Annotated in this window: 19 protein-coding genes, 5 tRNA genes and 1 pseudogene; 24 read left to right on the forward strand and 1 reads right to left on the reverse strand. The window is 36.1% G+C overall.

Translation table 11 applies throughout. The features are described from left to right. Window positions 1-261 precede the first annotated feature (261 nt). Window positions 262-1,116: a peroxiredoxin family protein gene (locus AC0L3Q_RS06535; protein WP_473285843.1), complete on the reverse strand. Its 855-nt coding sequence runs from the start codon at window positions 1,114-1,116 to the stop codon at window positions 262-264. A gap of 185 nt (window positions 1,117-1,301) precedes the next feature. Between AC0L3Q_RS06535 and AC0L3Q_RS06540 the strand changes: the two genes are divergently transcribed. From AC0L3Q_RS06540 to rpoB, 24 genes and pseudogenes are all read left to right on the forward strand, one after another. Next, window positions 1,302-2,582 (forward strand): DUF2851 family protein, encoded by a 1,281-nt coding sequence (locus tag AC0L3Q_RS06540; protein WP_473285844.1) that lies wholly within the window; start codon window positions 1,302-1,304, stop codon window positions 2,580-2,582. Between the two features lie 29 nt (window positions 2,583-2,611). After that, window positions 2,612-2,833: a PspC domain-containing protein gene (locus AC0L3Q_RS06545; RefSeq protein WP_073322038.1), complete on the forward strand. Its 222-nt coding sequence runs from the start codon at window positions 2,612-2,614 to the stop codon at window positions 2,831-2,833. A gap of 118 nt (window positions 2,834-2,951) precedes the next feature. Beyond that, window positions 2,952-3,845 carry a potassium channel family protein gene (locus tag AC0L3Q_RS06550; protein WP_473285845.1) on the forward strand — a complete coding sequence of 298 codons (894 nt, stop codon included), beginning with the start codon at window positions 2,952-2,954 and terminating at the stop codon, window positions 3,843-3,845. A gap of 98 nt (window positions 3,846-3,943) precedes the next feature. Further along, on the forward strand, window positions 3,944-5,545 hold the full coding sequence (locus AC0L3Q_RS06555; RefSeq protein ID WP_473285846.1) for an alanine/glycine:cation symporter family protein: 1,602 nt from the start codon (window positions 3,944-3,946) through the stop codon (window positions 5,543-5,545). Between the two features lie 10 nt (window positions 5,546-5,555). Further along, window positions 5,556-6,431 carry a ComEA family DNA-binding protein gene (locus AC0L3Q_RS06560; protein ID WP_473285847.1) on the forward strand — a complete coding sequence of 292 codons (876 nt, stop codon included), beginning with the start codon at window positions 5,556-5,558 and terminating at the stop codon, window positions 6,429-6,431. Window positions 6,432-6,636: 205 nt separating this feature from the next. Further along, window positions 6,637-7,803 (forward strand): acyl-CoA dehydrogenase family protein, encoded by a 1,167-nt coding sequence (locus AC0L3Q_RS06565; RefSeq protein WP_473285848.1) that lies wholly within the window; start codon window positions 6,637-6,639, stop codon window positions 7,801-7,803. A 217-nt stretch (window positions 7,804-8,020) separates the two neighbouring features. Next, window positions 8,021-9,403 carry an alpha-amylase gene (locus tag AC0L3Q_RS06570; protein WP_473285849.1) on the forward strand — a complete coding sequence of 461 codons (1,383 nt, stop codon included), beginning with the start codon at window positions 8,021-8,023 and terminating at the stop codon, window positions 9,401-9,403. 197 nt (window positions 9,404-9,600) lie between these two features. Further along, complete coding sequence (gene rpsU, locus AC0L3Q_RS06575; RefSeq protein WP_473285850.1) at window positions 9,601-9,795, forward strand: 30S ribosomal protein S21; 195 nt, start codon at window positions 9,601-9,603, stop codon at window positions 9,793-9,795. Between the two features lie 109 nt (window positions 9,796-9,904). Beyond that, window positions 9,905-10,090: pseudogene (locus AC0L3Q_RS06580) on the forward strand (site-specific integrase); the annotation flags it as partial. A 99-nt stretch (window positions 10,091-10,189) separates the two neighbouring features. Beyond that, window positions 10,190-10,786 carry a tyrosine-type recombinase/integrase gene (locus tag AC0L3Q_RS06585; protein ID WP_473285851.1) on the forward strand — a complete coding sequence of 199 codons (597 nt, stop codon included), beginning with the start codon at window positions 10,190-10,192 and terminating at the stop codon, window positions 10,784-10,786. A 68-nt stretch (window positions 10,787-10,854) separates the two neighbouring features. Continuing rightward, the gene (gene hpf / locus AC0L3Q_RS06590; protein ID WP_073322013.1) at window positions 10,855-11,157 is read left to right on the forward strand and encodes a ribosome hibernation-promoting factor, HPF/YfiA family; all 303 of its coding nucleotides are present in this window, start codon (window positions 10,855-10,857) and stop codon (window positions 11,155-11,157) included. Window positions 11,158-11,258: 101 nt separating this feature from the next. After that, window positions 11,259-11,332, forward strand: a tRNA-Thr gene (locus AC0L3Q_RS06595). A 129-nt stretch (window positions 11,333-11,461) separates the two neighbouring features. Further along, window positions 11,462-11,544, forward strand: a tRNA-Tyr gene (locus AC0L3Q_RS06600). 60 nt (window positions 11,545-11,604) lie between these two features. After that, window positions 11,605-11,677 (forward strand) — tRNA-Gly (locus AC0L3Q_RS06605). Between the two features lie 123 nt (window positions 11,678-11,800). Further along, window positions 11,801-11,872: transfer RNA gene (locus AC0L3Q_RS06610), tRNA-Thr, on the forward strand. A gap of 57 nt (window positions 11,873-11,929) precedes the next feature. After that, complete coding sequence (tuf, locus tag AC0L3Q_RS06615; protein WP_473285852.1) at window positions 11,930-13,117, forward strand: elongation factor Tu; 1,188 nt, start codon at window positions 11,930-11,932, stop codon at window positions 13,115-13,117. Window positions 13,118-13,175: 58 nt separating this feature from the next. Beyond that, a tRNA-Trp gene (locus tag AC0L3Q_RS06620) sits at window positions 13,176-13,248 on the forward strand. A gap of 104 nt (window positions 13,249-13,352) precedes the next feature. Then, window positions 13,353-13,550: a preprotein translocase subunit SecE gene (secE, locus tag AC0L3Q_RS06625; RefSeq protein ID WP_073322006.1), complete on the forward strand. Its 198-nt coding sequence runs from the start codon at window positions 13,353-13,355 to the stop codon at window positions 13,548-13,550. A 9-nt stretch (window positions 13,551-13,559) separates the two neighbouring features. Then, the gene (nusG, locus tag AC0L3Q_RS06630) at window positions 13,560-14,114 is read left to right on the forward strand and encodes a transcription termination/antitermination protein NusG (RefSeq protein ID WP_073322003.1); all 555 of its coding nucleotides are present in this window, start codon (window positions 13,560-13,562) and stop codon (window positions 14,112-14,114) included. 74 nt (window positions 14,115-14,188) lie between these two features. After that, window positions 14,189-14,626, forward strand: coding sequence for a 50S ribosomal protein L11 (gene rplK / locus AC0L3Q_RS06635; RefSeq protein WP_073322000.1), 438 nt, complete (start codon window positions 14,189-14,191; stop codon window positions 14,624-14,626). Between the two features lie 18 nt (window positions 14,627-14,644). Then, the gene (gene rplA, locus AC0L3Q_RS06640) at window positions 14,645-15,340 is read left to right on the forward strand and encodes a 50S ribosomal protein L1 (RefSeq protein WP_473285853.1); all 696 of its coding nucleotides are present in this window, start codon (window positions 14,645-14,647) and stop codon (window positions 15,338-15,340) included. A gap of 15 nt (window positions 15,341-15,355) precedes the next feature. Further along, window positions 15,356-15,877: a 50S ribosomal protein L10 gene (rplJ, locus tag AC0L3Q_RS06645; RefSeq protein ID WP_073321994.1), complete on the forward strand. Its 522-nt coding sequence runs from the start codon at window positions 15,356-15,358 to the stop codon at window positions 15,875-15,877. Window positions 15,878-15,944: 67 nt separating this feature from the next. Continuing rightward, on the forward strand, window positions 15,945-16,322 hold the full coding sequence (rplL, locus tag AC0L3Q_RS06650) for a 50S ribosomal protein L7/L12 (RefSeq protein WP_473285854.1): 378 nt from the start codon (window positions 15,945-15,947) through the stop codon (window positions 16,320-16,322). Window positions 16,323-16,455: 133 nt separating this feature from the next. Continuing rightward, window positions 16,456-20,265, forward strand: a complete 3,810-nt coding sequence (rpoB, locus tag AC0L3Q_RS06655) for a DNA-directed RNA polymerase subunit beta (RefSeq protein ID WP_473285855.1) — start codon at window positions 16,456-16,458, stop codon at window positions 20,263-20,265. Window positions 20,266-20,267 lie beyond the last annotated feature (2 nt).

The raw sequence follows: 20,267 nt of genomic DNA on the forward strand, positions 1-20,267 counted from the left end.
CAACTTAGCTTAGGGTTTGAAATTTTTATGTCGTTTTTTGAAAGTGTTTTTCCCTTTTGTTACTAACAAAGTAAAGAAATGTAATTTTTGTAAGGTTTTCCATTAATACATAAATTCTTACCAATAGTACATTTCTATAGTAAATTAACTAGATTTTAAGAATTTGACCCCGTTTTTATGCAGTTTTTGGTTAGTTTAAAGACTTTTTTACCGTAAAAATGAGCGCAAATTTGAAGAGATTGACCCGAAAGTTGCTAATAATCAGATAGCATGTTGATCCAAAATCCTTAAAAAGGTCTCGGGTTCTGGACGTACTCTGTAGTTATTAGTAAGATCTGCAAAAAGTATTTTGCCATTTTTATCAGTAATGACAACAGTCGGTAATACCGTATCACTATCATATCCCAAAGTTTGAAATCCCATCGGGAGTCCATTCTTTCCCAGAATATCCAATTGTTTAGCAACAGTATTGTCTTTGTCTACCAAAAAGTTAAAATTGAGATCAAATTTTTTGGCAAGAGATTTTGTATGCGAATGTGGTTGAGGGCTAATCATCACCACATTCACGTTTCGTTTTTCTAGCTCTTTGTATTGATTTGCAATTTCTTTAATTTGTGCCATACATAAGGGGCACCAATTTCCTCTGTAGAAAAGATAAATCGAAGGATTACCCAAAAATTGAGAGCTTTGTACTTCTTGTTTTTCTGGATTCTCAAAGGTAAGTTCTGGTAGCGTTTTACCAACAACTATACTTTTGTTAGATTTTCTATCTTCAAAAACAGAATACCATTTAATATATAATACCCATCCTAAAAATAAACCTACACTAGGTAAAGACCCATTGATATCATTTTGGATAATTCCTCCAAAGATCATGCTCACCAAAAAACCAATAGCTATAAATACCGTATACACCTTTAGATTAGCATCAGTTCGTGCTACAGGTCTTATAAAAAGAAGAGCAAAGAACGAAACAATAGCAAGAGCTAGAAGTAATCTCCCCAAATAGCGATAGGATATATCATGATTGATAAGATGTATAACACTGTCAATCACAAAATAGAGTGCTATTGCCGGAAACAGAGAGATGAAAATGGACTTCAATACATTCTTCATAAGAGGAGTTAGTTTAGTATTTGGTCAGTGGTTTTAAATGATGCTTACAAGGATACTCCAAAATTTAGTACTTTTGAAAAACATAGAACGCTATTTCTATTTTCTTCATCCTACCTGAAAAGGTAAATAGCGAGTGTTCCTGAATTTTTCAGGAGTAAAGAATAACGCTAATAACTACAAAAGGGATGAAGGAAGATTTTCTCCATTATTTATGGAAATTCAAAAAGTTTAGTTGCTCAAATTTAAAAACCACTTCAAAAGAAGAAATTAAATTATATCGGTTAGGTGTACATAATGTAGCACATGCTGGACCGGATTTCTTTAATGCACTGATTAGCATAGAAGGTCAGAAATGGGCTGGAAATGTGGAGTTACATATCAAATCTAGCGATTGGTATGCCCATCACCACGAACAAGATAGTGCATATGATAATGTAATTCTGCATGTGGTTTGGGACGATGATATAGAAGTTTTTAGGAAAGACAATACCAGAGTGCCTACATTACAATTAAGAGATTATGTGGATGAGCAATTGTTGGATCGGTATCATCAACTTTTTGTGTATTCTTCTAATCATCAATTGCCCTGCAAGTCGGGATTAAATCAAGTTCCCGATTTCCTGCTTTCTAATTTTCAAGATCGATTATTTGTAGAACGATTAGAACAAAAATCGAAACTGATTATGAATTTACTTTCTAGTTATGCCAACGATTGGGAAGCTGTGTTTTTTATGCTACTGGCAAAAAACTTTGGATTAAAGGTAAATGGGGATGCTTTTTTGAGTCTCGCACAGTCTTTTGAATTTTCTGTATTTCGGAAATGTAGTCAGGATCAAACGGTTTTAGAAGCATTACTATTTGGACAGGCAGGACTTTTGGAAAAGGAATCTGATGTTTCTTATGTCAATAGTTTGCAAAAAGAATATGCATTTTTGAAGCATAAATTCGATTTGAATACTAGAAATGTACTTCCATTTCAATTTTTTAGATTGAGACCACCAAATTTTCCTACAATTCGTATTGCACAATTAGCAGGTTTGTATGCAAAATACCCTGCACTTTTTGATCTTGTTGTAAATACGAATACGCTAACAGATTTCTATCAATTGTTCTCAATAGAGATCAGCAATTTCTGGAAAAATCATTACACCTTCTCAAAAGAATCGGTGGTACGTGATAAACCCATTACCCACCAAATGGTAGATTTAATTTTGATCAATACTGTTATTCCTATTCGTTTTTGTTATTTCAGAAGTTTAGGGAAAAATGCTGACGAAGCTGTAATGGCGTTAATGACTAGTATCCAGGCTGAAAAGAATACCATTGTTACAAAATTTGAGGAAAGTGGTTTGGTTTTTCAAAATGCATTACAATCGCAATCCATATTGCAACTCAGGCAAAACTATTGTGATCGTAAAGCATGTTTAAAATGTGTTATCGGGAATTATTTATTGAATCAAGATTAAAAATTAAGATAATATATTTATTTTGCGGTATGCTATACAATTTAAGACACTTCTTAGAGCGTAATGGATTTTATGTTTCTTCAAGGCTGGCAGATCGTTTGGGAATGCGTGCAAAGATTGTACGTCTGTTCTTTATCTACTTAACCTTTGCAACTGCGGGTCTGGGTTTTGTTTTGTATCTTAATATGGCTTTTTGGTTAAAAATAAAGGACTTAGTGTATACTAAAAGAACGTCTGTGTTTGATTTATGATAAAACTTCAGAATTGGGGAAGACCTAGAATCTATATTGCCGTGATATTATTATTTATTGTCGTGGCTATTGGGGTTATTGGCTTTCGTTTTTTTCTGATTACTCATGGATTGATGCATTGTACATGACAGTAATCACCATGTCTACTGTTGGTTTTGGAGAGGTAGAACCTTTAGACGATAATGCAAAGTTGTTTACCGTCTTTCTGATCTCAACCAGTGTTGCCATATTTGCCTATTCCGTATCTGTAATCACAGAATACATTGTAGGTAAGAATGATCCGAAAAGAGCACAATATCGAAAAATACAAAAAATGATACATCAGTTAGAAAACCATATCATTATTGTTGGATACGGCCGAAATGGTAAACAAGCGGCGGCCAAGCTTTTGGCATACAATAAACCATTTATTATTATTGAAAGAGATGGTACGCTTATCGAGCGTTATCAAAGTGATGAATTAGTTTTTTTGAGAGGTAATGCCACTGAAGATGAAGTGTTGATAGAGGCAGGGATCAAACGAGCAGCTTGCCTGATCTGTACATTACCCGAAGATGCAGATAATTTGTTTATAGTGCTTTCGGCAAGGCAAATTAATAGTGGTTTAAAAATTATTAGTAGGGCTTCACAAGATGCATCATATAAGAAAATTCGTTTGGCAGGAGCAGATAATGTGATTATGCCCGATAGAATAGGAGGAGATCATATGGCATCTTTGGTAGTGGTTCCGGATTTGATTGAGTTTTTGGATAATTTATCGATTGTAGGAAAACGATCTATCAATATCGAGGAAATTTCTTTTGAGGATATGTTTGATGATAATGTAGAAAGAACCATTCGTAATATTAACATGAGATCCAGAACAGGATGTACCATAATTGGGTATAAATCACCCGAAGGAGATTATATTGTAAATCCCGAAGCAGACACCTTGCTAAAACCTAAATCAAGGATTGTTGTATTAGGACGTCCAGAGCAAATTAATCAGCTAAATAAGGAGTTTAATATTTAACAGTTACAAAACATTTAACCTTTAAAAAATTGTAAACAACTGTTTTTTTTAGCATCTTGGGGGCTTCTAAAAATAAAATTCAATTAACTCATACAATCATGAAGAGATATCTTCTTTCATTATTAGCACTCACAATTCCATTTATAACATTTGCACAAGAAACAGTAGAAAAAGGTCTAGATCAAAAAATAGATGAAGGTTTTAAACCGATTTCTGATTTTTTCTCTTCAGTTATCTTTTTTACTATAGGAGGAACACCTTTTGTTTTGATTCTTCTGGTAGTAAGTGCCCTATTCTTTACCTTATATTTTGGTTTTCCTAATATCCGTTATTTCGGAAAAGCGATTAACGTAGTACGAGGAAAATACGATGATGTGGAAGGACATGGGGTAGGAGATCCAAGTGCTGCAGTTGATGGTGATATTAAGGATACCATAAGAGATGAATCCAAAGAAGGAGAGGTTTCTCACTTTCAGGCGTTGGCAACTGCTGTGTCTGGTACAGTAGGAAATGGTAATATTGCTGGAGTAGCACTGGCTATTGCACTGGGAGGACCAGGAGCAACATTTTGGATGATCATTTGTGGGCTTCTAGGGATGTCTACCAAATTTGTAGAATGTACACTAGGGGTACAATATAGAGATGTTGGTGAAGATGGAACGGTATATGGAGGACCTATGTACTACCTAAGCAAAGGATTAAAAGAAAAAGGATTTACATGGTTAGGTAAAATAACCGCAGTATTGTTCGCTGTATTCTGTATCGGAGGATCTTTTGGTGGAGGAAACGCAGCACAATCTAATCAAGCTACTGTGGTGCTGAAAGATCTATTAGGATTAGAAAGTACAGCTGCTGGTTTCTGGATCGGTATTACTTTAGCGATTTTGGTAGGTATCATTATCATTGGTGGGATAAAAAGAATTGCTTCTGTAACAGAGAAAGTAGTTCCTTTTATGGCATTATTATACATCTTAGCTTGTTTGTATATCATCTTTAGTAACTTTTCATTTGTTGATGATGCAATTGGATTGATCTTTACTGAAGCTTTTAATCCAAAAGCTGTTGGAGTAGGAGGAGTGATCGGTGTGTTATTAGTAGGTTTCAAAAGAGCAGCTTTCTCTAATGAAGCTGGTGCTGGATCTGCTTCTATTGCACACTCTGCAGTAAAGACAAAATATTCTGCTTCTGAAGGTTTAGTGGCGTTATTAGAGCCATTTATTGATACAGTTGTGATTTGTACGATGACTGCTTTAGTAATTATCATTTTTAATTCTGATGGAGCATTCATTTATGGAGGAGATGGTAGCGGAGCTGTAATGATCGAAGGAGCATCTTATGAAGGAGCAGGAATAACACAAAAAGCATTCGCCAAGTATATCCCATTTTCTAATGTGTTCTTAACCATAGCAGTAGTGCTATTTGCGGTTTCGACAATGATTTCTTGGTCTTATTATGGATTACAATCCTGGAAATTCCTTTTCGGAAGAGGTAAGAAAGCCGACTTGGTATATAAACTATTGTTTTTAACTTTCGTGGTAATTGGTGCCGCTGCAAGTATGAAATCTATCTGGGATTTCTCTGATGCAATGATTTTTGCAATGGTATTCCCTAATATGGTAGGATTGTACTTCTTGTTCCCGATAGTGAAGAAGCAATTGACCAGATATTTTGATGCGATCAAGGCGTCTAAAGAAGGGTAAATAACAATTTATGAAAAATATAAAATCCCATTTCGAGATGAATTTACGTTTCCGAAATGGGATTTTTCTTTTATCCATATTCCTATTCATCATTGTAATTGAGTATTATTTTCTTATTGATTATAAGGAACCAAAAACAATAGCGCTTTCAGAATTGGCGCAATTTCAAAAGCAGGTAAATGGCTTACAAAAGGATGTTGCTCTTCAAGAGAAAGCATATACGCTTCGACCCTTCAATCCCAATTTCATTTCTGATTACAAAGGATATACTTTGGGCCTTTCAGCAGTAGAGTTAGATAGGCTTTATGCCTATCGCAACAAAGGACAGTGGATTAATTCTGTAGATGATTTCAAAAAAGTAACAGGTGTAGATGATGCTATTCTTCAGCAAATCGCTCCTTTATTTAAATTTCCTGATTGGAAAAGGAATAGAGCTAATACTGTATTCAAAAACCGACGAAAAAAAACAAAAAAGAAGTTTCTTCCAAAAAGGGATTTGAACAAAGTTAGCATTCAGGAACTGCAGGAGATCATCAATGTGCCAGAATTTGTGGCAAAACGCATTGTTAAGTATCGAAGCCGAATCAATGGTTTTGTTCATGTAAGTCAGCTGAAAGATATAAAGGGGTTGTATCCATATCACCAAAAGAAGATAAAGGAATTGTATCAGGTTTCTTCTCAAAAGATGATTAAGAAGATCAATGTGAATACCGCAGAGGTGAAAGAACTTTTGGAAGTTCCTTATTTTGATTTTGAAACAGCCTTGGATATTAGAGATTTCATAAAAACTAATGGTCCTATTTCGGATCTCAAAGAATTGGGAAAAATCGAAGGCTTTTCTTTGGATAAAATAGACAGAATAGCGTTATATTTGACAGTGAAATAAAAATCGGAAAAAATCATAGTTAATTTTAACGAATTCTCAAATTATAGATCTTTATTTATCGTTTATTGAGAATTTCTTAATTTTTATGATGAATTGTTAATAAAACAAAGGTTGTAAAGGAAATTGGTCTTAGCGCTATTGATGCTTCAATATCAGGTGATTCGACAAATTATATCCAACCTTTTTAATACGATAAAAAGTACAGATGAATAGCATGTATTTTACTGAAGAGCACGAGTTGTTTCGACAAAGTTTAAAAGAGTTTTTAAAGAAGGAGGTTGTTCCGCATATTGAGAAATGGGAGAAGTCCGGAGATATCGACCGTTTTATCTGGAAGAAGTTTGGAGAGATGGGATATTTTGGGATCGCTTATCCCGAAGAATATGGAGGAATGGATCTGGATCTTTTTTACACGGTGATTCTTTTAGAAGAGCTTCAAAAAATAAATTCTGGAGGTTTTGCGGCGGCAATATGGGCACATGTATATCTGGCAATGACACACCTTAATAAAGAAGGTGATCATAGAATTAAAGAAACGTATTTGGCGCCCAGTATTTCTGGAGATAAAATAGGGTGTTTGGCTATTACCGAGCCTTTTGGAGGATCGGATGTTGCAGGTATGAGAACTACCGCAGTTAAAGATGGAGATCAATACGTTATCAATGGATCAAAAACTTTTATAACTAATGGAGTGTATAGTGACTATTTGGTAGTAGCCGCAAAGACAAGTCCAGAATTAGGAAATAAAGGGATCAGTATTTTTGTTGTCGATAGAGATACACCAGGAGTGTCGGCAACAAAACTAGATAAGTTAGGTTGGAGAGCGTCGGATACAGGAGAGATCGCTTTTGATAATGTGAGAATTCCTGCAGAAAACCTGATGGGAGATGAAAATCAAGGATTCGGGTATATCATGCAACATTTTGCCTTAGAACGATTAATTATGGGAATCAATGCCCATGCTAGAGCAGAATTTGCTATCGACTATGTGATTCAGTACATGTCAGAGAGAGAAGCGTTTGGTAAAACGATTAATAAATTCCAGGCACTAAGGCATTCTGTAGCCGAAATGGCAAGCGAGATGGAAATGTGTAAGGAGTTCAATTACTCTATTGCAAAAAGATTAGACCAAGGGCAGTATGTGGTGAAAGAAGCTTCAATGTCTAAGTTACTTTCTACCAAAATGGCAGATAAGGTAGCTTACGATTGTTTACAACTGTTAGGTGGTTATGGATATATGGAAGAATATCCTTTGGCAAGATTATTTAGAGATAGTCGTTTAGGCCCGATAGGAGGAGGTACTTCAGAAATATTAAAAGAAATTATAGCCAAAATGATTATAGATAAAAAAGAGTATAAGCCTACGACCTAGTAGTAGTTCTTTTTGTAATCATTTCAGAATAAGTTAAATAACCCCGTTTAGGGGTTATTTTTTTGCTTCAAAAGTAATACATATCGTTTTTTACTAGTAATTATAGGTAATTGTTTGTCTTTTATCAACACGAAAACGATTTCGTAAAACTTCAAACGTTTTCGTTCGTAGGTAAATTCTTAATTTGAAAAAAAATTAACACAAACACTAAGTAATCATGAAAATTAGCAAGTTTTTTTATGGATTTCTTATTACGGCTTTACTCTTTGCTTCATGTAATAAGGATGAAGAATTAGATTCGATACAGCCAGAATCCGAATCTCTAAAACCCACTCAAAATGTATCCTCAAAATTAAAACCTATCGGTTCTGGGGTAATGATGCAAGCTTTTTACTGGGATGTACCTGCTGGAGGAACCTGGTGGAATACCATTAGAAATAAAGTAGATGACTGGAGTAATGCAGGAATAGATGCCATTTGGTTGCCGCCCGTAAGCAAAGCGCAAAACGGTCCTTTCTCTATGGGGTATGATCCTTTTGATTATTATGATTTTGGAGAATATAACCAAATGGGGAGTACTGAAACGCGATTTGGATCCAGATCAGAATTAGAATCCTTAATATCTCGAGCACATCAATATGATCTCAATGTTATAGCAGATATTGTTATTAATCACAATAGTGGAGGAGATTTGGAGTGGAATGAGTTTGCGGGAAAAAATACGTATACAAAGTTTACTCCACTTTCGGGCAAGTTTAATAGAACAAAGTATGATTTCCATCCTAATGAGCAGTATAACTCTGATAGTGGGATTTTTGGTGGTTTTCCGGATTTAAGTCACAGCAAGCCTTACGTACAGGATTGGTTGTGGAAACGTTCTAACTCTGTTGCTAAATACTATAAGAATACCATGGGATTTGATGGATGGAGATTTGATTACGTAAAAGGATTCGAACCGTGGGTGCCTAGAGAATGGCAACGAAATGTTGGTGGATTTGCCGTAGGAGAGTATTGGGATGGTAATGTAAATACACTAAACTGGTGGGTAAACCAAGCGCAGATGTCTGCTTTTGATTTTGGATGTTACTATAAAATGAGAGATGCTTTTATGGGGAATAATCTTAATGCTTTAAGCGGAGATATGCTATGGAAAAGAAATGCAAGTAGGGCGGTGACCTTTGTAGCTAATCACGATACCGATGAAATTATCAATAACAAGTTACTGGCCTATGCTTATATTTTGACTCATGAAGGCTACCCCGCAATATTCTATAGAGATTATGAGGAGTGGTTGAGTAAATCCAAGATGAATAATTTGATTTGGATACATAACAATCTTGCGGGAGGTAGTACTACAAATCTTTGGACGGACAATGATGAGTACATTGCCAAACGAAATGGTGGTTATGGTAAAAATGGTCTTATTGTATACATCAACAACTCAAATTCCTGGAAGGAACGATGGGTAGAGACCAATTGGTCCAGTAGAAGAATAAAAGATTATACAGGTAACTCTGGGTGGGAACCCGTTACCCAAGGTGGTCGATGGGTAAAAATCCAGGCACCGCCAAAAGGATATACTGTTTGGTCTCTGAAATAGAGATCAATATTCCAGCCCCTGATCCAGAAACGATTTTTTAATCATTCAAACACCCCCTACGAATGGTTAAAGAATTGTTTCTTTTTTGTTTTTTTAGGAAAATGGAAATAAAATATAACTTCTGCGAAAAAAAACTTTGTAGATAATAGTTTTGTATTATCTTTGCATCCTAATTTTTAAAGAAAGGAGGTGCAACTATGTTAATTATACCAGTAAAAGACGGAGAAAATATAGATAGAGCGTTAAAACGTTTTAAGCGTAAATTTGATAGAACAGGTACGATGCGTCAGCTTCGTAAACGTCAACAGTTTACAAAACCTTCTGTAGAGCGTAGAGCTCAAATCCAAAAAGCGCAATACATTCAGCGTTTAAGAGATCAGGAAGAAATTTAAAAAGTGAACGCAGTCTTTATATAAGATTCCGTTTTTCAAGTATAAATTAAAACCGTTAGAGAGACAAAAGTTTTATATTTTTGTGTTCTAACGGTTTTTTTATGTTTATATCAGAGTTTTTAGACTACCTTCTTTTAGAAAAAAATACTCTTCGCATACAGCTACAGCGTACAAAACCGATTTAGAGTCTTTTTTAGGGTTTTATGAAGAAAATTATGGTGGCACTGATATTGCTAAAGCAAACTATGCTCAGATTCGCTCCTGGATTGTTGAGTTAGTAGATCAGGGAATTTCTAATCGTACGATTAATCGTAAAGTATCTTCACTTAAATCGTATTACAAGTTTTTATTAAAATCAGAGCAAATTGATAAAAATCCTCTGGCAAAACATCAGGTGCTGAAAGCTTCAAAGAAATTACAGATTCCTTTTTCAGAACAAGAAATAGAACTTGTGTTAGATGAGCTAACAGATGAAGATGATTTTGAAAGTGTAAGAAACCGATTGATCGTAGAGCTTTTTTATGCTACCGGTATGCGTAGGATAGAATTAGTGAATTTGCGTCTTTCTGATGTTGATGTTCGTAATAAACAGATCAAAGTTTTAGGAAAAAGAAATAAAGAACGTGTTTTGCCATTGCTTTCTACAGTTTGTAAAACACTGGAACGGTACTTGCCTTTAAGAATGGCTCTTCTAAAAGATGATCAGAACGAGTATTTGTTATTGACCAAAAAAGGAGTTAAAATATACGAAACACTTGTATATCGAATCATAAATGGTTATTTTAGTAAGGCGTCTTCAAAGGTAAAAACGAGTCCGCATATCCTAAGACACTCATTTGCGACTCATTTACTTAATGAAGGGGCAGATTTAAATGCTGTAAAAGAATTACTTGGTCATTCCAGTCTGGCTGCAACACAAGTGTATACACATCATAGTATCGCACAGCTGACAAAAGTTTATAAACAATCTCATCCTAGGAATAAAAAGTAAAAAGCAACCCTTTAATTGCTTGTCTTTTCGGCTTAATATTATTGTTTAACCAATTTAAACTAACACCTATGAAAGTGAACTTGCAATCCGTAAATTTTAATGTAGATCAAAAGTTGGTAAATTTTACGCAGACTAAACTAGATAAACTTGAGACGTATTTTAGTAGAATTATTCATGCAGATGTATTCTTAAAAGTGATGAATACAAGTGGAAAAGAGAATAAAGTTACAGAAATTTTGTTGAGTGTTCCAGGAGGAGAGTTGATGATTAAAAAAATTAATAAAACCTTTGAAGAAGGTGTGGATGAGTGTGTTAGTTCTTTAGAACGACAACTGAAAAAACGGAAGCAAAAATTAAATGCACATGTTTGACTATTTTTTTAAAAAATAGTTTTGTCTAAAAAATAAATTATTATACATTTGCAGTCCGTTAGAAATAGCGGACTTTTTTATGTTCTAAAACATGGTGAAAAGCCGATATAGCTCAGCTGGCTAGAGCAGCTGATTTGTAATCAGCAGGTCGTGGGTTCGAGTCCCTCTATCGGCTCAAAAAAGGAGTTAATTGGAATAAAAATTAAAGCCTTTTTAAAATGAATTTTGAAATGTAAAATAAATTACTATTTTTGCGCTCTCAAATTCATAAAGTTCATACTGAAATTTTGAATTTTTTTACTTGGGGGAGATACTCAAGCGGCCAACGAGGACAGACTGTAAATCTGTTGGTTTTTACCTTCGCAGGTTCGAATCCTGCTCTCCCCACAAAATTTAAAAAATAGCAATACTAAAACAGTTTTTTGAGAAATTGTTTTGGGTTGAAAAGCGGGAGTAGCTCAGTTGGTAGAGCGTCAGCCTTCCAAGCTGAATGTCGCCGGTTCGAACCCGGTCTCCCGCTCAAATGAGCTAACCTCGAAATGAAAGTTTTGAGGTTGGATTTTTAACATAACTGTAATGATTAATCGGATTTCTTTCTGAAAAAAATGAAAGTATTCTGGTTTTTCATTATGCTCATTAAAAAGCCGGTGTAGCTCAGGGGTAGAGCGTTTCCTTGGTAAGGAAGAGGTCACGAGTTCAAATCTCGTCATTGGCTCTTGGTTCAGCATATAAATTGAACACTAATATATAACTAAGATTAAATAAATTAATTATGGCAAAGGAAACTTTTGATCGTTCCAAACCGCACTTAAATATTGGTACTATTGGACACGTTGATCACGGTAAAACTACGTTAACTGCTGCGATTACTAAGGTATTAGCAGAGGCTGGTCTTTCTGAAGCAAGAGATTTCGATACTATCGACAACGCTCCAGAAGAAAAAGAAAGAGGTATTACAATTAACACGTCTCACGTTGAGTACCAAACTCAAAATCGTCACTATGCACACGTTGACTGTCCAGGTCACGCGGATTACGTAAAGAACATGGTAACTGGTGCTGCTCAGATGGACGGTGCGATCTTAGTAGTTGCTGCTACAGATGGTCCAATGCCACAAACTCGTGAGCACATCCTTTTAGGACGTCAGGTAGGTATTCCTAGAATCGTTGTATTCCTTAACAAAGTGGATATGGTTGATGATGAGGAGCTTTTAGAGCTTGTAGAGATGGAAGTAAGAGAACTTCTTTCTTTCTATGAGTATGATGGAGATAACGGTCCTGTAATTGCTGGTTCTGCTTTAGGTGCTCTTAACGGAGAGCAAAAGTGGGTTGATACAGTAATGGAACTTATGGCTGCTGTAGACGAGTGGATCGAGTTGCCAAAGAGAGATGTTGAAAAAGACTTCTTGATGCCAATCGAAGATGTATTCTCTATTACTGGTCGTGGTACTGTTGCTACTGGACGTATCGAGACTGGAGTTGCTAACACTGGAGATCCTGTAGAGATCATCGGTATGGGAGCTGAGAAATTAACTTCTACTATTACTGGGGTTGAGATGTTCCGTAAGATATTAGATAGAGGAGAAGCTGGAGATAACGTAGGTATCCTATTAAGAGGTATCGAGAAAACTGAAATCTCTAGAGGTATGGTAATCGTTAAGCCAGGATCTGTAACTCCACACAAAAACTTCAAAGCTGAGGTGTATATCCTTAAGAAAGAAGAAGGTGGTCGTCACACTCCATTCCATAACAACTACCGTCCACAGTTCTACGTACGTACAACTGACGTAACTGGAAACATTGCGCTTCCTGATGGAGTAGAAATGGTAATGCCTGGAGATAACTTAACTATTACTGTTGAGTTGATTCAACCAATCGCAATGAATGTAGGTCTTCGTTTTGCTATCCGTGAAGGTGGTAGAACAGTAGGTGCTGGTCAGGTAACCGAAATTTTAGACTAATACAATTATAGATATATAGGTAAGGTATTCGCACTGGCGAATACCTTGCCTTATGTATACGGGTTTAGCTCAGTTGGTAGAGCACTGGTCTCCAAAACCAGGTGTCGGGAGTTCGAGCCTCTCAACCCGTGCTGAAATGATTGATGTTTTTTGCAAAATAAGATCATTATAATATTGAATTCTTTGACGGAACTGAGGAGTATTTTCTGAAGACTGTCAATAAAAACCGAATACAATGGCTGGATTAATAAATTATATTACAGAATCATATAACGAGTTGAAAAATCATGTAACCTGGACTCCCTGGGCAGAAGCACAGCGATTAACCATAGTAGTTATTGTTTTTTCAGTTATTTTTTCTCTGGCTATTTGGGGAGTAGATACTGTTTTTAGTAACATGATCGAATATTATTTTACGTTAGTTAAATCTTAAATTTTCAAAATGGCCGAGGTGGATAATTCAAAGAAGTGGTACGTTGTAAGAGCGGTAAGTGGTCAGGAAAATAAGGTTAAAGACTATATAGAGCGTGAAATAGCTCATATGGGACTTGAAGATTTTGTTTCCCAGATTTTGGTTCCAACGGAAAAGGTAGTTCAAATCCGTAATGGAAAGAAAATAAATAAGGAACGTGTATACTTTCCAGGTTATGTTATGATTGAAGCTAACTTGGCAGGTGAGGTTCCTCATATCATTAAATCAATTAATGGTGTGATTGGCTTTCTTGGTGAAGTAAAAGGAGGAGATCCTGTACCATTAAGAAAAGCAGAAATAAACAGAATGCTAGGAAAAGTAGATGAATTAGCAGTAAAAACTGATAACGTTGCGATTCCTTACACTGTTGGAGAGACTGTAAAAGTAATAGACGGTCCTTTCAACGGGTTTAATGGTACTGTAGAGAAAGTAAATGAAGAAAAGCGTAAGCTTGAGGTAATGGTGAAAATCTTCGGTAGAAAGACACCATTAGAATTGAGCTATATGCAAGTTGAAAAAGTATAAACTGTTACATTATATATATCAGAATTGTTCTTTTGCTTCCAACTGTAGAACAGTTCTAATTTAAAATTAGAAAAATGGCTAAAGAGTTAAGTAAAGTTGTAAAACTTCAAGTTCGTGGAGGTGCGGCAAACCCATCACCCCCTGTTGGACCTGCTCTAGGTGCTGCCGGAGTAAATATCATGGAATTCTGTAAGCAATTCAATGGTAGAACACAAGATAAGGCTGGTAAAGTATTACCGGTTGTAATTAGTGTGTATTCTGACAAGTCTTTTGACTTTGTTATCAAAACTCCACCAGCAGCTGTTCAAATTCTGGAAGCAGCAAAACAAAAGAAGGGTTCTGGAGAGCCTAACCGTAAAAAAGTAGCAAGTATTACTTGGGATCAGGTAAAAGCAATTGCTGAGGATAAGATGCAGGACTTAAATGCGTTTACTATCGAATCTGCAATGAAAATGATCGCAGGTACTGCTCGTTCCATGGGTGTAACTGTAAAAGGACAAGCTCCTTTTTAATCCAAAAACGTTTACAAAATGGCAAAATTGACTAAAAAGCAAAAAGAAGCGCAAGCTAAAGTAGATAAGAACAAAGCTTATTCTCTTGCTGAAGCATCAGCTTTGGTAAAAGAAATAACAAATGTGAACTTTGATGCTTCTGTAGACCTTGCTGTTCGTTTGAACGTTGATCCACGTAAAGCTAACCAAATGGTACGTGGAGTGGTAACGTTACCTCACGGAACAGGAAAAGATGTAAAAGTATTAGCGTTGGTAACACCAGATAAAGAAGCAGAAGCTAAAGAAGCAGGTGCTGACTTTGTAGGGTTAGATGAGTACTTGGATAAGATCAAAGGAGGATGGACTGATGTAGATGTGATCATTACTATGCCAAGTGTTATGGGTAAATTAGGACCATTAGGTAGAGTATTAGGACCTCGTGGATTGATGCCAAACCCAAAGACAGGTACCGTAACTATGGATGTTGCAAAAGCAGTATCTGATGTTAAAGCTGGTAAGATCGATTTCAAAGTTGATAAAACAGGTATTGTACATGCTGCAATCGGTAAATCTTCTTTCGAAGCTGAGAAAATAGCTGGTAACGCTAAAGAATTAATAACAACATTGGTAAAGTTAAAACCACAAACTGCTAAAGGAGTATACATCAAGTCGATTTACATGTCGTCTACAATGAGTCCTGGAGTAGAAGTGGATGCTAAAAACTTTGCTGGGTAATTAAGATAAACGATTATGACAAGAGAAGAAAAATCACAAGTAATTGATGACTTAACTGCTCAGTTGGCTGATAACGCGAATATCTACTTGGCAGATATCTCAGGGTTGGATGCAGGAACAACTTCTAATTTAAGAAGAGCTTGTTTCAAAGCTAATGTTTCATTAAAAGTAGTTAAGAATACACTCCTTGCAAAAGCAATGGAGAATTCAGATAAGGATTTTGGAGAATTACCAAATGTATTAAAAGGTAATACTTCAATCATGTTTGCCGAGGCTGGTAATGCACCTGCAAAGGTTATCAAAGAGTTTCGCAAGAAATCTGAGAAGCCTTTATTAAAAGGAGCATTTATCGAGGAAGCAATATTTGTTGGTGACGAAAACCTAGATGCACTTGTAAGTATCAAGTCTAAGGAAGAAGTTATCGGAGATATTATTGGCTTACTACAGTCTCCTGCTAAGAACGTAGTTTCTGCGTTGAAATCAGGTGGTGGTAAACTTGCTGGTATCCTTAAAACGTTATCCGAAAAAGAAGGATAACAATCAATAGTGTACGCACTTTTTAACAATTATATTTCATTAAAAAAATTATTTAAAACGATAGAAAATGGCAGATTTAAAAGATTTCGCAGAACAATTAGTTAACTTAACAGTAAAAGAAGTTAATGAGTTAGCTGATATATTAAAAGAAGAATATGGTATCGAGCCTGCTGCTGCTGCAGTAGCTGTTGCTGGTGGTGGTGCCGCTGGTGGTGGTGAAGCTGCTGAAGAAAAATCAGAGTTCGATGTAATCCTTAAGGCTGCAGGTAGTTCTAAATTAGCAGTTGTAAAACTTGTTAAAGAATTAACTGGTCTTGGTCTTAAAGATGCTAAAGAATTAGTAGATGGTGCTCCTAAAGCTATCAAAGAAGGTGTAGCTAAGGATGAAGCTGAAGCTCTTAAAACTCAATTAGAAGAGGCTGGAGCTGAGGTTGAGCTTAAGTAAGCTTACCATAGATTGATATATAGGTTTAGACCCAGAGAGTTTCTCTCTGAGGTCTAAACCATTTTGCGTATATAAAAGTTAGGTCTTTGCATACGCACCCCTTTTTAAAATTTTAATTTAATTCCGTCCATTGATGTTAGCAACGCAAACTGAAAGATTGAATTTCTCTTCTGTAAAGAACAGACCTGAATATCCGGACTTTTTGGATATCCAGATCAAATCATTTCAGGATTTCTTTCAATTAGAAACAAAATCTGAAGAAAGAGGAAACGAAGGTCTATACAATACCTTCATGGAAAATTTTCCGATTACGGATACTCGTAATCAATTTGTACTTGAATTTTTAGATTACTTCGTTGATCCTCCTAGATATGATCTTCAAGAGTGTATAGAAAGAGGTCTTACTTATAGTGTACCTCTTAAAGCACGTCTTAAATTATTCTGTACAGACCCAGAACATGAAGATTTTGAAACTATTGTACAGGATGTGTATTTGGGTACTATTCCTTACATGACTCCTAGTGGAACCTTCTGTATTAATGGAGCTGAGCGTGTTGTTGTATCGCAATTACACCGTTCTCCAGGGGTATTCTTTGGACAGTCTTTCCATGCTAATGGAACCAAGCTGTATTCTGCAAGAGTAATTCCTTTTAAAGGGTCTTGGATAGAATTTGCTACAGATATCAATAGCGTAATGTATGCGTATATTGATAGAAAGAAAAAATTACCGGTAACTACACTTTTCCGCGCCATTGGTTTTGAGCGCGATAAAGATATCTTAGAGATTTTTGACCTTGCAGAGGAAGTAAAAGTTTCTAAATCCGGATTGAAAAAAGTATTAGGCCGTAAATTGGCTGCTCGTGTTTTAAATACTTGGCACGAAGATTTCGTGGATGAAGATACTGGAGAGGTAGTATCTATCGAGCGTAATGAGATCGTTTTAGATCGTGATACTATATTAGATAAAGATCACCTGGAAGAAATTATCGAGTCTGGTGCAAAAACTATTTTATTGCACAAAGAGGATAATCAAAAAGGTGATTATGCAATCATTCACAACACATTACAAAAGGACCCTACCAACTCTGAAAAAGAAGCGGTAGAACATATATATCGTCAATTACGTAATGCAGAACCGCCTGATGAGGAAACTGCAAGAGGAATTATTGACAAGTTATTCTTCTCTGACCAACGTTACAATCTTGGTGAAGTAGGTCGATATAGAATGAATAAAAAATTAGGTCTTGATATCGATATGGATAAGCAGGTGCTTACCAAAGAAGATATTATAACCATCATCAAATATTTGATCGAGCTGATCAACTCAAAAGCTGAGATCGATGATATTGATCACCTTTCTAATCGTCGTGTACGTACTGTAGGTGAGCAGTTATCTCAGCAGTTTGGTGTAGGATTAGCGCGTATGGCGCGTACCATTCGTGAGAGAATGAACGTAAGAGATAATGAGGTATTTACACCAATCGATTTGATTAACGCGAAGACATTGTCTTCGGTAATCAACTCATTCTTTGGTACCAACCAGCTTTCTCAGTTTATGGATCAAACCAATCCATTAGCAGAAATTACACACAAACGTAGACTTTCTGCATTAGGACCTGGTGGTTTATCAAGAGAAAGAGCAGGTTTCGAGGTTCGTGACGTTCATTATACACACTATGGTCGTCTTTGTCCTATCGAAACTCCAGAAGGACCAAATATTGGATTGATCTCTTCTTTATCGGTATTTGCAAAAGTAAATTCAATGGGATTCTTAGAAACTCCTTACCGTAAGGTAGAGGAGGGTAGAGTAGACCTTTCAGGATTTACATATCTAAGTGCCGAAGAAGAGGAAGAAAAACTAATCGCTCAGGCAAACATTCCTTTAAAAGAAGATGGAACTATAGATTCTGATAAGGTTATTGCACGTATGGAAGGTGACTTCCCGGTTATTGATCCTACCCAGGTAAATTATGCCGATGTTGCTCCAAACCAGATTGCTTCTATATCTGCATCGTTGATTCCATTCTTGGAACATGATGATGCGAACCGTGCACTGATGGGATCAAACATGATGCGTCAGGCAGTTCCATTATTAAGAGTTGATGCTCCGATTGTAGGTACAGGGCTTGAGCGTCAGGTAGCTTCAGATTCAAGAGTATTGATCAATGCTGAAGGCGCAGGAGTTGTTGAGTACGTTGATGCGGATAAGATTACGATTAAATACGATAGAACAGAAGAACAAAGAATGGTAAGTTTTGATGGAGATTCTAAGACCTATGATCTTATTAAATTCAGAAAAACTAACCAAGGTACAAGTATCAACCTAAAACCAATCGTTAGAGTAGGCGATAAGGTTGCCAAAGGACAGGTGCTATGTCAAGGGTATGCTACCGAAAATGGTGAGCTTGCACTAGGAAGAAACATGAAAGTAGCATTTATGCCTTGGAAAGGGTATAACTTTGAGGATGCGATTGTGATTTCTGAAAAAGTAGTAAGAGATGATATCTTTACTTCTATTCATATCGATGAGTATTCTCTTGAAGTAAGAGATACTAAATTAGGTAATGAGGAATTAACAAACGACATACCAAACGTTTCTGAAGAGGCTACAAAAGACCTTGATGAAAATGGTATGATTAGAGTAGGTGCCGAAATTAAGCCTGGTGATATTCTTATTGGTAAGATTACTCCAAAAGGAGAGAGTGATCCTACACCAGAAGAAAAATTACTACGTGCTATTTTTGGTGACAAGGCTGGAGATGTTAAAGATGCTTCTTTAAAAGCTTCACCTTCATTACACGGGGTAGTAATTGATAAGAAATTATTTGCTCGTGCGATTAAGGATAAGAGAAAACGCTCTCAGGACAAAGAGGATATCGAAATCCTTGAAAGATCTTATGACGCTAAATTCGAGTTGTTAAAATCTGAATTGGTAGATAAATTATTCGCCATCGTAGGAGGTAAAACTTCTCAAGGTGTGATGAATGATTTAGGTGAAGAAGTACTTCCAAAAGGGAAAAAGTATACTCAAAAAATGCTTAACAGTGTTGATGATTATGCACACCTTACCAAAGGTACTTGGACTACAGATGATGATCTTAACAGAATGGTTGCAGATCTTATCCACAACTATAAAATTAAAGAGAATGATCTTCAAGGTAATTTAAGAAGAGAGAAATTCACAATTTCTGTTGGAGACGAATTACCTTCTGGAATCATCAAACTTGCTAAAGTTTATATTGCTAAAAAACGTAAACTGAAAGTAGGAGATAAAATGGCAGGTCGTCACGGTAACAAAGGTATTGTGGCACGTATCGTAAGAGAAGAAGATATGCCATTCTTAGAAGATGGAACACCAGTAGATATTGTATTAAATCCACTTGGGGTACCATCACGTATGAACATTGGTCAGATCTATGAAACTGTATTAGGATGGGCAGGTCAGAAATTAGGTAGAAAATTTGCTACTCCAATTTTTGATGGTGCTTCTCTAGACCAAATTAATGGATTTACTGATGAAGCTGGAATTCCTAGATTCGGTCATACTTACTTGTATGATGGAGGTACAGGAGATCGTTTTGATCAGCCAGCAACGGTAGGTGTGATTTATATGTTAAAACTAGGTCACATGGTAGATGATAAGATGCACGCCCGTTCTATTGGTCCTTACTCATTGATTACACAACAGCCTCTTGGTGGTAAAGCACAGTTTGGAGGTCAGCGTTTTGGTGAGATGGAAGTATGGGCACTTGAGGCGTATGGAGCTTCAAGTACGCTTCGTGAGATATTGACCGTAAAATCTGATGATGTAATAGGAAGAGCCAAAACATACGAAAGTATCGTTAAAGGTGAGCCTATGCCAGAGCCAGGATTACCAGAATCTTTCAATGTATTAATGCATGAATTAAAAGGTCTTGGTCTGGATATCAGATTAGAAGAATAATA

The sequence above is a fragment of the Aquimarina sp. KJ22-3 genome (assembly GCF_055808215.1).

Bases quoted from the DNA above. Each gene is read 5' to 3' on its own strand.
- AC0L3Q_RS06555 (WP_473285846.1), top strand. From the start codon at position 3,944: ATGAAGAGATATCTTCTTTCATTATTAGCACTCACAATTCCATTTATA.
- hpf (WP_073322013.1), top strand. From the start codon at position 10,855: ATGAAAGTGAACTTGCAATCCGTAAATTTTAATGTAGATCAAAAGTTG.
- AC0L3Q_RS06540 (WP_473285844.1), top strand. From the start codon at position 1,302: ATGAAGGAAGATTTTCTCCATTATTTATGGAAATTCAAAAAGTTTAGT.
- rplL (WP_473285854.1), top strand. From the start codon at position 15,945: ATGGCAGATTTAAAAGATTTCGCAGAACAATTAGTTAACTTAACAGTA.
- tuf (WP_473285852.1), top strand. From the start codon at position 11,930: ATGGCAAAGGAAACTTTTGATCGTTCCAAACCGCACTTAAATATTGGT.
- AC0L3Q_RS06545 (WP_073322038.1), top strand. From the start codon at position 2,612: ATGCTATACAATTTAAGACACTTCTTAGAGCGTAATGGATTTTATGTT.
- AC0L3Q_RS06570 (WP_473285849.1), top strand. From the start codon at position 8,021: ATGAAAATTAGCAAGTTTTTTTATGGATTTCTTATTACGGCTTTACTC.
- rpsU (WP_473285850.1), top strand. From the start codon at position 9,601: ATGTTAATTATACCAGTAAAAGACGGAGAAAATATAGATAGAGCGTTA.
- AC0L3Q_RS06560 (WP_473285847.1), top strand. From the start codon at position 5,556: ATGAAAAATATAAAATCCCATTTCGAGATGAATTTACGTTTCCGAAAT.
- rpoB (WP_473285855.1), top strand. From the start codon at position 16,456: ATGTTAGCAACGCAAACTGAAAGATTGAATTTCTCTTCTGTAAAGAAC.
- secE (WP_073322006.1), top strand. From the start codon at position 13,353: ATGGCTGGATTAATAAATTATATTACAGAATCATATAACGAGTTGAAA.
- AC0L3Q_RS06535 (WP_473285843.1), bottom strand. From the start codon at position 1,116: ATGAAGAATGTATTGAAGTCCATTTTCATCTCTCTGTTTCCGGCAATA.
- nusG (WP_073322003.1), top strand. From the start codon at position 13,560: ATGGCCGAGGTGGATAATTCAAAGAAGTGGTACGTTGTAAGAGCGGTA.
- rplA (WP_473285853.1), top strand. From the start codon at position 14,645: ATGGCAAAATTGACTAAAAAGCAAAAAGAAGCGCAAGCTAAAGTAGAT.
- AC0L3Q_RS06565 (WP_473285848.1), top strand. From the start codon at position 6,637: ATGAATAGCATGTATTTTACTGAAGAGCACGAGTTGTTTCGACAAAGT.
- rplJ (WP_073321994.1), top strand. From the start codon at position 15,356: ATGACAAGAGAAGAAAAATCACAAGTAATTGATGACTTAACTGCTCAG.
- rplK (WP_073322000.1), top strand. From the start codon at position 14,189: ATGGCTAAAGAGTTAAGTAAAGTTGTAAAACTTCAAGTTCGTGGAGGT.